The organism is Pseudoalteromonas sp. SWYJZ98 (genome assembly GCF_015864495.1).
Taxonomy (GTDB): Bacteria; Pseudomonadota; Gammaproteobacteria; order Enterobacterales; family Alteromonadaceae; genus Pseudoalteromonas; species Pseudoalteromonas distincta.
In genome coordinates this window covers 168632-183531 of record NZ_JADYXA010000003.1, presented here as the reverse complement: position 1 = coordinate 183531, position 14900 = coordinate 168632, and the positions used below count along the sequence as shown (strand labels likewise).

Sequence of the window (14900 nt, the reverse complement as noted above, 5' to 3'; positions counted from 1 at the left end):
GTTTAACTTACCTTAATACTTTATGAACAAAGCAAAACGTGTTTATATACGCCTATAAGAGTAAAAAATAACAAAAGGATAAAAACATGAGCGCTTTTAGGCTGTTAGTTGCCTTTATTTGTTGTGTGGCATTAGTCCCAACAAGTTACGCCGAGCAGGGCTATCAAACCCCATCACCCGAACTTGCAGCATTGGTTGACGCTAAGTTAGCACCCACTAGTTACTTATCGAGCGATGGCCAGTGGCTAGCGCTTTTTGAAAGCAAACGTGTAGTAACCCTTGATGAACTTGCAAAAGAAGAGCTTAAGCTTGCTGGTATTAAGCTAAACCCCGCTAATTTTTCGCGCTCTCGTGTGAGTGCCAAATTTAGTGCTGTGGAGCTAAAGCATGTTCAAAGCGGGTCGGTTATTAGTATTAATAACTTACCTAATGGCATTATCCGCTCACCTAAATGGTCATCTAATAGTAAATATTTAGCCTTTGTTGTTGAGCAACCAACCCAAGCCAACTTATGGCTTTACAGCGTTGAAACCAAACAAGCAAAAGAGTTAACTAGTGCTGCGTTAAATTCGGTACTAACTGCATCGTCATATAAATGGCTGCTAGATAGCAGCGCCATTGTTGCAAATCTTGCTGTTAATTTTGGTAAACCAAGGCTTGAAAATAACAGCCAAAATGTAGTGCCTGTTATTCAACAAAGTACTGGCGAAAAAGCGCCAGCACGTACTTACCAAAATTTATTAACCAGCCTGTTTGATGAATCACAGTTTAAGTTTTACGGCCAAGGGCAATTGGCTTACATAACGCTTGATGGCAATACTCAAGCAATAGGCAGCCCTTCTTTATTTAAATCGTTTTCGGTATCACCTGATTCTACCAATATTTTAGTTGCCGGTATTAATGAGCCGTTTTCGTATCAAGTGCCTTACAGCCGCTTTGCAAGCACGTGGCAAATATGGGGTATGCGCGGCTATGCATTAGCAGAGCTGGCAAAGCAGCCACTTGCCGATAATATTCCACAAGGTTACGACAGTGTACGCACTGGCCGCCGTGATTTTGAATGGCGAGCCGATCAAGGCGCTGAAGTTATTTGGGCCGAGGCGCAAGATGGCGGCGACATGAAAACCGACGTAGAGCATCATGATTATGTTTTCAGCTTACGTGCACCATTTAAACGCGAGCCTAAATTATTTGCCAAAGTAGAGCGCCGTTATGCGGGAATGGAGTGGGGCAACGAAAACGTAGCCATGCTGACAGACTGGCGCTTTAGCGATCGCCAAGTACGTACTTACATAGTGCAACCACGAAATGCCGACAGAAACCGCGTGCTATTTTCAGAGCGTAGTTACAACGATGCGTATAAAGACCCAGGGAATGCAATTTACGAGCGCAACGATTTAGGCGCAAACGTAATTAAAATTGTAGGCGGGCGTTATATTTACCTGCGCGGTAATGGTGCTTCAGAGCAAGGTAATGTGCCGTTTTTAGATAGGTACGATGTTAAAACAAATAGCAGCAAGCGTTTATGGCAATCACAAGCGCCATACTATGAGCGTGTTCGTTCACTACTTGATGACGAAGGTGAGCGCTTTATTACTATTCGCGAATCTAAAACTGAGCAACCTAACTTTTTTATACGTGATTTAGATAACGACACGTTAACGCAACTAACGACATTTGAGCATCCGTACCCTGCATTTAAAGGCGTAACTAAAGAGCAATTACGTTATAAACGCGACGACGGTGTTGAGCTTTCGGGCACGCTTTATTTACCACCAGGGTACGATAAAACACAAGGCCCGTTACCGGTACTTATGTGGGCTTACCCACTTGAATACAAAGATAAAGCCGTTGCATCGCAAGTACGCGAATCGCCTTATGCATTTACCTATATTGGTTATTGGGGCCCAATGCCTTACCTTGCTAAAGGGATTGCCGTGTTTGACGACCCTAAAATGCCAATAGTGGGTATTGATGGCAGCGAGCCAAACGATAACTTTAGAAAGCAGTTAGTATCAAGTGCGCAAGCAGCTGTTGATGTATTAGTTAAAAAAGGTATTGCCGATAAAAACAAAATTGCCATAGCAGGGCACTCATACGGTGCATTTATGGTGGCTAACTTATTGGCTCATAGCGATTTATTTAAAACAGGTATTGCCCGCAGTGGTGCGTATAACCGCACATTAACGCCGTTTGGTTTTCAAGGAGAAGAGCGTGATTTTTGGCAAGCACAAAGTGTGTACGCTAATATGTCGCCGTTTTTCCATGCTGAAAAAATTAACGAGCCAATGCTAATGATCCACGGTCAAGAAGATCCTAATTCAGGGACCTTCCCAATGCAAAGTGAGCGCATGTACGCAGCCCTAAAAGGTTTAGGTAAAGATGCCCGCTTAGTAATGCTCCCTTATGAAGCACATGGTTACCGTGCGCGTAAAAGCTTATTACATGTGTTGTGGGAACAAGAACAGTGGTTAGATAAGTATTTGTTAAATGATACAGCAGAGCCAGTAGAGGTTATTACTGAACCCGTGGTAAGTGCTGGGCAATAGATGCTTTTAACATATGCGGTGGGGTGCAAGAAGACCCACCCTCAATCTCACGGCACTTTCCCAATGCAAAGTGAGCGCATGTACGCAGCCCTAAAAGGTTTAGGTAAAGATGCCCGCTTAGTAATGCTCCCTTATGAAGCACATGGTTACCGTGCGCGTAAAAGCTTATTACATGTATTGTGGGAACAAGAACAGTGGTTAGATAAGTATTTGTTAAATGGTACAGCAGAGCCAGTAGAGGTTATTACTGAACCCGTGGTAAGTACTGGGCAATAATAACTTAAACATGAGTAAGCAACAGCGCGGCTACTTATAGCCGCGTTTTTGCTTTTAATATGAGAGTAAATTAATGATTGATGTAGCAGCACTTGCAGTTTTTATTCCTACGTTCTTTTTTGTGTCTATCACCCCAGGTATGTGTATGACCCTTGCCATGACACTCGGTATGAGCATTGGCGTGCGCCGCACATTATGGATGATGATAGGCGAGCTGTTAGGTGTAGCAACCGTTGCTATAGCTGCGGTATTAGGCGTTGCAAGCGTAATGCTAAATTACCCAGATGCGTTTGCCATTTTAAAGTGGGTAGGCGGTGCATACTTAATTTATATTGGCGTTAACATGTGGCGAGCCAAAGGCAAAATGTCGGTTGATACCTCAAAACCAAGTGACGTAAGTCGGAAGTCGTTATTTACGCAAGGTTTTGTAACCGCAATTGCTAACCCTAAAGGGTGGGCGTTTATGATTTCACTACTGCCACCCTTTATAAGTGTTGAGCATGCTGTAGCCCCTCAGCTTTTAGTATTGCTTGGTGTTATAATGACCACCGAGTTTTTAAGTATGTTAGCTTACGCAACAGGCGGTAAAAGCTTACGTTTATTTTTAAGCCGTGGTGATAATATAAAATGGATGAACCGTATTGCGGGTAGCTTAATGGGGTTAGTTGGAATTTGGCTTATTTTTGGTTAGCTCAAAAAGTGGTTGATATTGTCAATTAATTTGCTGTGGTTGATTTTGTCATCCATTTAACGCTTAAGGCATGCCCAAAAATGAGTACACCCGTATCAGCAAACCCAGTAATGGTTGAGCCTAAAAAACACCTGTAATTTATAAAATACTGGTTATGGTAAGTATTATTACCTTAATTGGCGGTACTCTAACTGGCATTATGACTCATGTGAATGTGGGTGTTACAGAGCATTTTTATATAGATTGGTTTACCTCATTTATAAGTGCAGTATTGGTTATGGCGCCTATTGGTTTTGTAATGATGACCTTAATGCACAAGCTAGTTAATAAGTTATTGCCTAGTAGTAGCGAGCTAAAACGTAATTTAGTTATTAGTGTTTTTATGGCGCTGATCATGGAGTCGGTGATGGCGTTTGTTACCGCTACTAATAATATTGGCTATGCAGATATGCGTGTATTTGTAACCGGATGGGCTGAAGGGTTATTAGCCGCATTACCAATAGGTTTAACTATAATGCTGATAATGTCGGTTACGGTAAAACCTAAAATAGAACGCTTTTTAAAAAGCTAACACTTTGAGCGCTAACGTATTAAAGCAAATAATTTAATACGTTTATAGTGGCAGATGCATGAAGTAATTAGTTACTTAATTGAGTTTTCTACCGGGCAGCCTTGTTTACGGCATACACCTTCGTTACATAATTTGCATATTTTACGTGCTTCTACCTGCTCGGTTGTTAGGCTGCCAAGTGCTATTTCTATCAAACTTAAAAAGCTTTGTTTTTGTTCATCATTAAAGTTGTTTAGTATTTTAGAGGTGGCTGTTTCTCTGCTGCCTAGTACTAGTTCAACTCTTTGGCTGCCTTTATCCGTTACGCATAAAACAACAGAGCGGGCATCTTTTACTGACTTTCGCCTTTCTACAAGTTCTTCTTTTTCAAGTGTATTTATTAATCTAACTGCACCAGAATGCGTTAAGCCTAAAACCTTGCTTAGTACATCAATGGTTTCATTAGGATGATTGTAAATAGTGACCAGTGCCGCTTCGTGGCTTAGGCTTCGCCCGCCTAATACGGCAATCTGTTTTTCAATGTCATTAGAAACAGAAGTAGCAAACGTGCCGATTAAATTTGATATATATTTTTCATTTTTCATAAATTTAATTATATGTGATTCGATCATATAAATATAGTGACAAATTAAGCGCTTTCATTTATTGTGTGACTCAGTCATGTATATTAACTCGAAATTAGTTAATCTACTTCGAATATTACACAAATTAGATGAGCGAGGATTTACCGCCAGCTCATCAGTTAAATAAAGCGATATAATTAAATGAAGAATGATTCAGAAACATTACGTTATGCAAAAAAGTTTAAAACTGTATTAGATAAAAAAATGGCTTATATAGATGAAGGCGAAGGTGATCCTATTGTATTTTTACATGGTAACCCTACATCTAGCTTCCTTTGGCGAAACGTTATGCCCTATTTGCAAGGAAAAGGGCGTTTAATTGTTATCGATATGATTGGATTAGGAGATTCACAAAAGTTAGATAACACCCATGAAGGCAGCTACTCACTTGCTGAAAACAGCAAATACACATTTGCACTTTTAGAAGCGTTGGGTGTAAATAATAACGTTACCTTGGTGCTGCACGATTGGGGTTCAGGCGTTGGTTTTAACTGGGCTAATACACATCGTGATGCTGTAAAAGCAATTGCGTTTATGGAAGCAATTGTTACTGACTTTCCAACATGGGACGATTTTCCTAAAGATTTGCACGGCCCTATTGGCACTATGCGCTCAGCTGAGGGTGAAAAAATGGTGCTTGATGACAACTTTTTTATTGAAACAATATTACCAGCGACCATTGCACGCAAATTAACGCAAGCAGAGCATGATGAGTATCGTAGACCCTTTATAAATGCAGGAGAAGATCGCCGTGCAATTTTAGCAGGGCCTCGCCAACTGCCCATTGCTGGAGAGCCTGCCGATACCGTGGCTTTAGTTAAAAGCTATGCGAGCTATTTAGCTAACTCTCACGATATTCCAAAGCTATTTATTAATGCTGAACCGGGTGCATTTTTAGTTGGTTACGCAAGAGATTTTGTGCGCACATGGCCAAACCTAACTGAGGTAACCGTAAGCGGTATTCACTATATTCAAGAGGATTCACCGCACGAAATAGGTAAAGCTATTTCAGATTGGTTACCAAGATAAAAACGGGATGTATTAGTAAACCTGAACTTTGGATAATTAATCTATCTCAAGCTGTTATTTTCAGCGTTAACTACCATATATAGATGACGCTTTTATACAACTAAAAGCGTCATCTATTAACTATTTAAGTAAAAATGGTGCGGTTTTACTCGCCTTTACGCTTGCCACTTTTTCGGGTGAACCTTGCGCTACAATTAAGCCGCCTTCTTCACCAGCACCAGGGCCTACATCAATTACCCAGTCACTATTACGGGCTACTTGCATATCGTGTTCAACCATAATAACGGTATTGCCAGCATCAACTAATTTATTTAACTGTGACATTAACATTGATACATCCGATGGATGCAGCCCTGTGGTTGGTTCATCAAGAACATAAAGCGTGTTGCCGCGCTGCGCACGTTGCAGCTCGGTGGCTAATTTAATACGTTGCGCTTCACCGCCAGAAAGCTCAGTTGCAGGTTGCCCTAAACGTAAATACCCAAGACCTACTTGCATAAGTGCATCGAGTGCTCGCAGTATTGCAGGTTCGTTTTCAAAAAAGGTATGCGCCGCTTCAACCGTTAAATTAAGGATATCGCTTATGTTTTTATCACGATATGTAACCTCAAGTGTTTGCTCGTTATAACGTTTACCATGACATACTTGGCAAGGTGAATAAACGCTAGGTAAAAACAGTAGTTCTATACTTACAAAGCCAACGCCTTCACAGTTTTTACAGCGACCCTTAGCAACATTAAATGAAAAGCGACCAGCATCATAACGGCGTTCTTTTGCTTTTTGTGTTGAAGCAAATAGTTTACGCACATGATCAAATAAACCCGTATAGGTAGCTAAGTTTGAACGAGGGGTACGGCCAATCGCTTTTTGATTTACGGTAATCAGGCGGCTTATATTATTTATACCTTCAATGATTTTTCCGCTGGTGTGTGTTTGCAGCTCTTGTTCGAGTAAGTCGGCTTCGTCGGTTGGCGCTTCCGGTATTACTTTTTGCCCAAGTGCTTCGTAAACAAGTTCTACTAACGCTTGGCTTACTAGGCTTGATTTACCCGAGCCCGAAACCCCAGTAACGGTTGTCATAACACCCAATGGAAATTCTGCATTGAGCTTTTTAAGATTATTACGCTCAATATCAGCCAATTTTAACCATGCATTAGGCTGCCTTTGCTCCTTTTTTTGTGCGCTGTTTTGAGTAGACTCTTGAGTAGTATTTTTAGCAAAAAGGTGACGACTGGTGTGCGAGTTTTTTATTTTTCTTAACCCTTCAACAGGGCCACTGTAAATAATGTTGCCACCATGCACACCGGCATCAGGGCCTACATCAACAATCCAATCGGCATGTCTAACAACGCTAACATCGTGTTCAACAACAAATACAGAATTGCCAGCCGCTATTAGCTCATCAAGCGCTTTTAAAAGTGCTTGTGTGTCGGCAGGGTGTAAACCCGCTGAAGGTTCATCTAACACGTAAACTACCCCAAATAATTTAGAGCGAATTTGTGTGGCAAGTCGCAACCGTTGTAGCTCTCCGGGTGAGAGCGTTGGCGTTGTACGCTCAAGCGACAAGTATCCTAAACCAAGCATGGTTAGTGCTTCAATACGGGTGAGTATATCGCTGGCAATGCGCTGCGTAACAATGGCTTGCTCTGGATTTTTTGTATTTTTATTTACTTTGGTATTGGCGGCGTTACTTAGTTTTTTAGCAAGCTCGTTTAATGTAAGTTGAGATAGCTCGCCAATATCAAGCCCTGCAAATTTAACACTTAACGATGCTTGTTTTAATTTTTTACCTTGGCAAGTAGGGCACTGCGATATTTGCATAAACTGTGATACGCGCTTTTTAGTACGCGGGCTTTGGGTAGTAGCAAAAGACTGTAAAACAAAGCGTTTAGCGCTTGAAAAAGTTCCCATGTAGCTTGGATCTTCGTTATTTTTTATCGCATTTTGTGTTTGCTCATAGGTGTAATCTGGATATACCGGCACACTAGGTGTTTCGTCGGTAAATAAAATCCAATCCCGTGCTTTTTTAGAAAGTTTGTTCCAAGGTGTGTCTATGTCATAACCAAGCGAGGTAAGTATACGGCTTAGGTTTTTACCTTGCCATGCTGGTGGCCACGCTTCGATGGCGCGCTGGCGAATAGTTTTTGTATCATCTGGCACAAGTAGCTTTTCGGTTACTTCAAACACTCGGCCTATTCCTGAGCATTCTGGGCACGCACCTTGTGGCGTATTCGGCGAAAACGCATCGGCGTAAAGTATGCCTTGCCCTTTGGGGTATTCGCCTGCGCGTGAGTAAAGCATACGTAGCGCGTTAGAAATAGTTGTTATGCTGCCAACTGATGAACGAACCGACGGTGCGCCGCGTTGCTGCTGCAAAGCAACGGCAGGCGGGAGCCCTTCAATAGAATCAACATCGGGTTCATCAACTTGATCTATTAACCTACGGGCGTAAGGCGAAACCGAATCAAGATAACGGTGCTGCGACTCAGCAAACAGCGTTCCAAACGCAAGCGACGATTTTCCAGAGCCCGATATTCCTGTAAAAACAACCAATGCGTTACGAGGTAAATCAACGTCTACATTTTTTAAGTTGTGAACGCGCGCTCCTCTTACTTGAATGCTATTACTGTGGTCAGATAAATCCATTGTTGAGTTTTTATGTGTGCTTGCCATACGTTTATACTCCTGTTTAATTTTAAGTTAGCTTTGAATTATTTACTATTATCACTTGTTATTACCCTAAAGTAGCGCAAGCACACTGAATGAGCGCTTAGTCTGCAGCGGCGCAGCCAAAGCGCTGGGTAAAATTGCGATGATCGTTTGTTTACATAATAGGTATGGAATGCGAATATAATTTAAACAGTTATTGTTATGTAATTTGTTACGTAATTTACTAGGTAATAAAAAGGAACTAACAGTGAATAAAGCCTTAGTGATCATTTTATTGGTGCTTTCGTGGGCAACCCAAGCCGACTCTATCAAAGCGCTAAATGTTGACCGTGCAGTACCAAATAGCATGCACTTATCGTTTGCAAACGATAGCAACATAACCCCTAAAAAAGGGGATTTTAAAATCGTTAATTATGTATTAATGAGTAATGAAGAGGGCGAACGCTGGGCTGTTATAACGCTAACTAACTTATCGTCGGGCAATCGCGAATTAGGCGAGGAGCACTTACTTGCACTTTTTGCTGACGGCAGCCGATTCATGCCAATGGAATTTAAACTCGGTTTTAAAGGCAACGAAACACAATCGTTAACTGTATCGTTTGCCGATTATAAGTTCCCTATTTTAAGTGTGTATTCGAGTAACGATTTGTAACTAATAACGATGCGATAATATTAAATTAGGGATATTTCTAAAATTAAGGATTTTTATGAAGTTTGAAGATGCGCAACAAAATATGAACCTCGCATACTTCGGTGGTGGAACCGGTGTATTAGTGTCTGGCTTGGTTTGGTGTATAGCTGGCTTTGTCGCATTACTGCATTCAAATCAATCGAGTATGCTTACTTTGTTTTTTGGTGGTATGTTTATACATCCTTTAGCCATGCTACTTTCAAAAGCTCTTAAACGCTCTGGCAATCATGACCCTAAAAACCCATTAGGTAAATTGGCCTTAGAAAGCACTATTATTTTATTTGTTGGTTTGTTTTTAGCGTTTTACGTAGCAAAACTTCAAGCTGAATGGTTTTATTCAATAATGCTGATGATAATTGGTGTTCGCTATTTAGTTTTCAACACTTTATATGGCATGAAAGTGTACTGGATTTTAGGTGCTTCGCTTATGTTTTTTGGCATGTTGTGTATTGTATTAAATGCCAATTTTGTAATCGGCGCCTTTATTGGCGGGATAACCGAAATAGTATTTGCGCTAGTGATATTTGCCCAATCGAAAGGTATGGTTTTAAAAACAGAATAACTCCCGGTCATAATGATAAAAAATAGTGTGCTATAGCAAAGGTTTTTAAAGTATGCGGTATCTGCAAATTGCTAGTAGTCGGCTTTGAGCTCACAGCCATTGAAAGACGCTCAGGGGTTATAATGTCAGGAAAATCCGTACTAGCCTACAAACTCAAGCCTGATTTCAGCAATCAAATGCATTAATCAATTCAAGCCTTATATTTAACAGTAAAACAACCTTCGGTAAGTGAAATTGATGTTTTCAATTGCTCAAATGAATCAAGGTCACTCAAATAGCGTTCAAGCCTTAAATGTACTTAGTTAAACCAAGTTCTTTTTTAATCATGAGGTTTAGCTTTCCAAAATCTGATTGAGGTAAATGTGATAAACAGTCACGGACCTTACTTTAGGGGGGGGTGGACCATCGATAACACTTTGGTGCTTCGTAGAGGTTCTTAAATGCATGTACTTTAAGAATTTTTGTAAGAGAAAGTGTTGACCTTATCGTAGGTACTGTAGTTTAATGCCGTTATTATATAGAGATACATTTGTTAACTTTTTGTTGGTGCATGTTGTTCTATTGGATATCTCGCAATTTAAGGGACTAAAAATGTTTAAAGTTAAAGCGATAATTTTATCAATTACCGTATGTTCAGTACTAATTTCAGGTTGTAACTCTACACCTAAAAATAACGCTTCAGAGATGGGGATGAAAATACCTTCGTGGGTGTTGAACCCTTCAGCTGAGAGTGGCTTAATTGCTTCATCGTGCGTTGTCGCATCAAATAGCTTTGCGATGGACAAAACAGAAGCAACGATGCAAGCACGTGCTGAACTTGTAAATCAACTTGATACTCGTATTGCTTCATTACAAGAACAGTATTCTGAGAAAATTACTAACCTAGATGAAACCGTATCAAAATCAAAATTCTTAAACACGACGACTCAGTTTACTGAGCAAGCCTTACGTTCATCAAAAGTTATTAAAGTTGACTATGCACAAATGGGTGAACAAAAAAACTTATGCGCTTTAGTGACAGTAACAGAAGAAGCTGCACAATCACTATTTAAACAAGTGATAAAAAAGGCACCAGTTAAGTTAAGCCCAGAAAATGAAACTTTACTGTATTTAAACTTCACTAAAGCTGAAAACGCACAATAGTCGTTAGGACAAATATAATGGCAACAGAAATGCAAAACAGTGATGAAGAACAGCAAGAAAATGTAAAAAAAAAAATCTCTCTATGAATATTTTGTCGCTATTGCCTTAGGCTTAATGGCAATAGGGCAATGGGGTGATACTAAAGATATTGCAGTCGAAGCTTGGCAGTTAACGCTGTCAAACTTCACACATAAGTATGAATATGAATCGTTAAATCATGTAAATGTCGGCAGTAACTTAGACTATATCTCAACACATTTTGGTAAGCCAAAGTTAATTAAAAAAAGTAAACATCATAAAAATTTAAACTTTGCGTATTACCTTGAAAAAAAGTTTATTCTAACTTTAATTTTAGAAGGTGACAGAGTAAACGCTTATACCATTACTGGTTTAGTTGACGACTTTGTTCCTTATGGGTTACTTGATAAGCGAGAAAAAGAAAATACCTTATCGATTGCTGATAATTATACTGAATTTCAAGACTTTACATTAGATTTTAACAATGTTGAGTTCTTACTCGTGAAAGAAGAATTGGGTAAAGAAAAACTGTTTGTCAATCAATATTTTGGTGCTATTGGTTATGAGCAAAATATTAATGCTTCAAAAGCCGAGTTCAAAGGCTTATATGAAAAGCTTAATATGAATGATGAAGCCCCAAGTTTATTGGCAGGCGTTAAGCGACTTACTAAGCAGGTGAGAAACAACTTTTACGGTGTTGGTGAGGTGAGTTTGTCGATAGTGGCAGATTCAGTATTAACAGACTTTGAGTATTCGTTGTATTACAAAAAATAAGGATGTTTTTTATCATGGCTTTAAAGCGAATGTTGTCATTAGCACTTGTTATCTGTGCGTCATCAGCAAGTTCAGCTGCTTATGAGGTGCAAAATGATTTTGCCGATTTCAAAAAGAAATACCAGAGCAAGCACAAAGAATATACAGATGACTACACCCAACATTATGAAGCTTATAAAAAAGAGCTGATTGAAAAGTGGGGTGTCGCAGAGCTAAGCTCAGACACTGAATATGTTACTTACTCTGATGATAAAAGCGTTAAAATCATTGCTAACTTTGAAAACGACACTATCGAAGTCAGTATTCAACGAGATGCTCAAGGTCGAATCACGGCGGATGACGAAAAAGTGATGGTACGTGATGCGATTATAGAAGCGCTCAATGTAGCCCCTAAAATGGCTGCTAAACAAAATATTGAATTTGCTTTTACGCCAGCGAAAACCCCGCAAACTACTTTATCCTCTAAGATCAAAAAACCAGCGAAAAAAATATCTCTAAAACAAGATACCTTGTTAGCGCATCTTGGAATTGAGGATGGAAAAGAGTTAAAGGCTGTCTTAAGTATGGTTGAAGAAGTTCCGGCAGAAAAACAACAAGCGATAGTTGTTGCCAGAACAGAAAAAAGGCTTTTGCAACAAATTGCTCAGGTTGATCAGTTTATTGAACGTGAAGAGCTTCCCTTGAAACAAATAAAACGTGCTCAAGGTCAAGTTGCGGAGTTAAACAGTCAGCTGAATGAATTAAGTCAAAAGCAAGATACAGTAACGAAGAAAAATATAAAGTCTTATAAAATTCAGCTAAAACGAGATCGCTTTAATAAAGCTGAAAAGTATTTATCCCAAGTGGCTATGCAAGCTAATCAGTGGCAGGTTGATCAAGAGGTCTTACTTGCTATTATGGAAACTGAAAGTCACTTTAACCCTATGGCTAAATCACACATTCCTGCTTACGGTTTAATGCAAATAGTGCCATCCACTGCCGGTGCCGATGTAAATAAAAAAATATTTTCCATCAACAAAAATCCTACGCCAGAGCTTTTATTTAATGGTACAAAAAATATTGAATATGGCAGTGCTTATTTCAACATTTTAATGAGCCGCTACTTAAAAGAAGTTGAAAACCCAACAAGCCGTATGTATTGCGCAATTGCAGCTTATAACACAGGTATTGGCAATTTAGCGAGAGCTTTCAATAATGGTGAAAGAGGTCGTATGAAAGCGATTAATAAAATTAATAAGATGACACCAGAGCAAGTGTTTGAAGTAATTAAAACTAAAACCCATACAGAAACTCAGCGTTACCTGATCAAAGTTGTAAATAGTAAAAACTATTTTGCAGAGCATATATAAGGAAAGGCTATGTTTTTACGTTATATAATTACTACTTTTATTTGCTTAATCACTTTGAAGAGCTTTGCATTAGATGTTCCTGCAGATAACAAGCAATTCATTTATGGATTAGGTACTGATATAAACTACGACCAAGCTCAAAAATCAGCGATGGCTGATATTGTCATGAAGTTATCAACCCGTATTACGGCTAAGTCTCAAATCACTCAAACGAAAGAAAACAACCAAACACAAACACGTGCTACTCAACAAACTGAGGCGGTTAGTCGTGGTATTGAACTACCGAATGTTGAAGTAGTGGCGAGTGAAGAAAAGCTAGGGAATTGGTATGTTTTAGTGCGTGCTGAACGTAAGCTAGTGCAACGCTCTATCAAGCATCAACTGGTAAATTTAAATGATGATCTACTTTTCGCTTTAGAAGAATTTAAAGGTAAATATACGCCATCATGTTTCTATGCGCTTTCTGATGAAGCGAGTAACAAAGAAAAGTTGAATGAGCTCATTCCTGCTTATGTTGGCTCTGGTATTAGCGATGGTTCAGAAGATGAGTTTTATCAGACCCTTAATACCTTCGACCGTACGTTTAAAAAGTGTAAAAAACGTAATAGATACACTTTAACTTTTTCAGAATTGGTTAGTTCTGAATTTAAAAGATCAACAATAAAGTTTTTAAAAAACAATGGCTTTTATGTTGTTAGCAGTGGTGAAAATACTGGTGTTGTGCAATTCAATATTAAGAAAAAACAGACACTAGCCTATAAAAGCCATCTCACAATTTTAAATACTGAAATTTTAGTTTTCGATGAAACTGACACTTTGAAATATCAAGAATCATTCAAAGTGAAAGGTTCTTCATTTGAGTCAAAATCTCAGTCTTTAGCAAGAGCTGAAAAAAGCTTATTACAGAAAATACAAATTAAATAATTGATAAAGGGAAGTTACAAATGAACAAGAAGAACCTTTTAGTTAGCATGGTAACCGCTTTAACCATTACCGGTTGTGTTTCTACTCAGCCACCAACTGCATTACCAACATTTCCAGATGTTAATATTGGCTCTGTACCGGGCACGCCAGATGACTTAGGTAGTATTCAAAGTAGTAAATTACTCGTTGCTCAAGGTACAAAAGTAGGTGTGCCAGAGTATGTGCAGGCTTTATTTGCTGACAGCATTCGAGAATTCGTTGTTGATAGTGGCTCAGAAGTTATTGACCGTCAAATGGCGCAGCGTTTTATTGATGAAATTCAATTAAAAGAAAATTTAGCTGAAGACTATGATGCTTATGAAGGTCCGGTAGAAGCTAAGTTCTTAGTTATTCCAACGATCACAAGTTACTCTTGGGGTAGTGAATATGAAAAGTCTTACACTACTAAAAATAAAAAAGGTGAGAGCACAAGGCATCCTGACGAATGTGATTACACAGGCCGAGCAAAAGGTAACATCCAGATTCGTTCATTACCTTCAATGCAGCAAATTTTATCTGTGAATTTATCTGGTCGTAAGTCTAGCTCACAAGAGAGCCCTTCTAGTCGTAAATGTAATGAGGGCGGTATGGTAAATAGCGTAATTAAAGGGGCTATTGGTGAGTTACTTGAAAAAGGTGATGACGATTACGTAACTTTAAGCAAATATGTAGGTTCACAAGGAATAGTTACTGGTGCTAAGCAAGCTGAAGGTAAAATATATTTTGAAACTAACTTAGGTCGTATACACGGCGCTAAAGCAGAACAGGCGGTTGCTATTTATCTAAAGATGGGTGGTGAGTTAGTCAAAGTTGCTGCTGGTGAACTTGTAGATAAAGACAATATTTTTAATCGAAAGTCATTTATAACAGTTGAAGAAGAACACCAATCACGTATAAAGCGTGGCATGATTGTCATGCTTTCAGGTGAGTGTACAAACATGTTTTGTTCAATAGACAATACAATAAAATCTATAACTAAATAACAATTATG

At 39.2% G+C, this 14900-nt stretch carries 14 protein-coding genes; 12 read left to right on the top strand and 2 right to left on the bottom strand.

The window, feature by feature from the left end; genetic code table 11:
• Positions 1-86: 86 nt before the first annotated feature.
• From I6F10_RS03745 to I6F10_RS03730, 4 genes are all read left to right on the top strand, one after another.
• The gene (locus I6F10_RS03745) at positions 87-2549 is read left to right on the top strand and encodes an alpha/beta hydrolase family protein (protein WP_197098470.1); all 2463 of its coding nucleotides are present in this window, start codon (positions 87-89) and stop codon (positions 2547-2549) included.
• A complete protein-coding gene (locus I6F10_RS03740; RefSeq protein WP_197098469.1) occupies positions 2550-2825 on the top strand; it encodes an alpha/beta hydrolase family protein in 276 nt (91 codons plus the stop codon). It begins immediately after the preceding gene.
• Positions 2826-2898: 73 nt separating this feature from the next.
• Positions 2899-3516, top strand: a complete 618-nt coding sequence (locus tag I6F10_RS03735; RefSeq protein WP_165742595.1) for a LysE family translocator — start codon at positions 2899-2901, stop codon at positions 3514-3516.
• Positions 3517-3670: 154 nt separating this feature from the next.
• Positions 3671-4087 (top strand): DUF2798 domain-containing protein, encoded by a 417-nt coding sequence (locus tag I6F10_RS03730; protein WP_231619873.1) that lies wholly within the window; start codon positions 3671-3673, stop codon positions 4085-4087.
• Positions 4088-4158: 71 nt separating this feature from the next.
• Here the strand turns inward: I6F10_RS03730 and I6F10_RS03725 are convergent, their stop codons facing one another.
• Positions 4159-4671: a MarR family winged helix-turn-helix transcriptional regulator gene (locus I6F10_RS03725; protein ID WP_165742594.1), complete on the bottom strand. Its 513-nt coding sequence runs from the start codon at positions 4669-4671 to the stop codon at positions 4159-4161.
• A gap of 180 nt (positions 4672-4851) precedes the next feature.
• Here I6F10_RS03725 and I6F10_RS03720 point away from each other — a divergent pair, with 180 nt between their 5' ends.
• Positions 4852-5739 (top strand): haloalkane dehalogenase, encoded by an 888-nt coding sequence (locus I6F10_RS03720; RefSeq protein WP_165742593.1) that lies wholly within the window; start codon positions 4852-4854, stop codon positions 5737-5739.
• Between the two features lie 120 nt (positions 5740-5859).
• On the opposite strand, the gene uvrA is transcribed toward I6F10_RS03720, so the two are convergent.
• The gene (gene uvrA / locus I6F10_RS03715) at positions 5860-8412 is read right to left on the bottom strand and encodes an excinuclease ABC subunit UvrA (RefSeq protein ID WP_197098468.1); all 2553 of its coding nucleotides are present in this window, start codon (positions 8410-8412) and stop codon (positions 5860-5862) included.
• 244 nt (positions 8413-8656) lie between these two features.
• On the opposite strand from uvrA, the gene I6F10_RS03710 reads away from it, so the two are divergent.
• From I6F10_RS03710 to I6F10_RS03680, 7 genes are all read left to right on the top strand, one after another.
• Positions 8657-9061, top strand: coding sequence for a hypothetical protein (locus I6F10_RS03710; RefSeq protein ID WP_197098467.1), 405 nt, complete (start codon positions 8657-8659; stop codon positions 9059-9061).
• A 55-nt stretch (positions 9062-9116) separates the two neighbouring features.
• Positions 9117-9662 carry a DUF7010 family protein gene (locus I6F10_RS03705; RefSeq protein WP_165742590.1) on the top strand — a complete coding sequence of 182 codons (546 nt, stop codon included), beginning with the start codon at positions 9117-9119 and terminating at the stop codon, positions 9660-9662.
• Positions 9663-10253: 591 nt separating this feature from the next.
• Positions 10254-10805, top strand: coding sequence for an LPP20 family lipoprotein (locus tag I6F10_RS03700; RefSeq protein WP_197098466.1), 552 nt, complete (start codon positions 10254-10256; stop codon positions 10803-10805).
• Positions 10806-10919: 114 nt separating this feature from the next.
• Entirely contained in the window at positions 10920-11597 is a 678-nt protein-coding gene (locus I6F10_RS03695) for an ETEC_3214 domain-containing protein (RefSeq protein ID WP_197098465.1), read from the top strand.
• Between the two features lie 14 nt (positions 11598-11611).
• Entirely contained in the window at positions 11612-12946 is a 1335-nt protein-coding gene (locus tag I6F10_RS03690) for a transglycosylase SLT domain-containing protein (RefSeq protein WP_197098464.1), read from the top strand.
• Between the two features lie 9 nt (positions 12947-12955).
• Positions 12956-13870 carry an LPP20 family lipoprotein gene (locus tag I6F10_RS03685; RefSeq protein WP_197098463.1) on the top strand — a complete coding sequence of 305 codons (915 nt, stop codon included), beginning with the start codon at positions 12956-12958 and terminating at the stop codon, positions 13868-13870.
• Positions 13871-13890: 20 nt separating this feature from the next.
• Positions 13891-14892 carry a hypothetical protein gene (locus tag I6F10_RS03680; protein WP_182194895.1) on the top strand — a complete coding sequence of 334 codons (1002 nt, stop codon included), beginning with the start codon at positions 13891-13893 and terminating at the stop codon, positions 14890-14892.
• The last annotated feature ends 8 nt before the right edge of the window (positions 14893-14900 follow it).

What these genes read in the sequence shown, in the direction of transcription:
- I6F10_RS03690 (WP_197098464.1), top strand. Translation starts at nt 11,612, where the DNA reads ATGGCTTTAAAGCGAATGTTGTCATTAGCACTTGTTATCTGTGCGTCA.
- I6F10_RS03740 (WP_197098469.1), top strand. Translation starts at nt 2,550, where the DNA reads ATGCTTTTAACATATGCGGTGGGGTGCAAGAAGACCCACCCTCAATCT.
- I6F10_RS03700 (WP_197098466.1), top strand. Translation starts at nt 10,254, where the DNA reads ATGTTTAAAGTTAAAGCGATAATTTTATCAATTACCGTATGTTCAGTA.
- I6F10_RS03685 (WP_197098463.1), top strand. Translation starts at nt 12,956, where the DNA reads ATGTTTTTACGTTATATAATTACTACTTTTATTTGCTTAATCACTTTG.
- I6F10_RS03705 (WP_165742590.1), top strand. Translation starts at nt 9,117, where the DNA reads ATGAAGTTTGAAGATGCGCAACAAAATATGAACCTCGCATACTTCGGT.
- I6F10_RS03720 (WP_165742593.1), top strand. Translation starts at nt 4,852, where the DNA reads ATGAAGAATGATTCAGAAACATTACGTTATGCAAAAAAGTTTAAAACT.
- I6F10_RS03680 (WP_182194895.1), top strand. Translation starts at nt 13,891, where the DNA reads ATGAACAAGAAGAACCTTTTAGTTAGCATGGTAACCGCTTTAACCATT.
- I6F10_RS03725 (WP_165742594.1), bottom strand. Translation starts at nt 4,671, where the DNA reads ATGAAAAATGAAAAATATATATCAAATTTAATCGGCACGTTTGCTACT.
- I6F10_RS03695 (WP_197098465.1), top strand. Translation starts at nt 10,920, where the DNA reads ATGGCAATAGGGCAATGGGGTGATACTAAAGATATTGCAGTCGAAGCT.
- uvrA (WP_197098468.1), bottom strand. Translation starts at nt 8,412, where the DNA reads ATGGCAAGCACACATAAAAACTCAACAATGGATTTATCTGACCACAGT.
- I6F10_RS03745 (WP_197098470.1), top strand. Translation starts at nt 87, where the DNA reads ATGAGCGCTTTTAGGCTGTTAGTTGCCTTTATTTGTTGTGTGGCATTA.
- I6F10_RS03735 (WP_165742595.1), top strand. Translation starts at nt 2,899, where the DNA reads ATGATTGATGTAGCAGCACTTGCAGTTTTTATTCCTACGTTCTTTTTT.
- I6F10_RS03730 (WP_231619873.1), top strand. Translation starts at nt 3,671, where the DNA reads ATGGTAAGTATTATTACCTTAATTGGCGGTACTCTAACTGGCATTATG.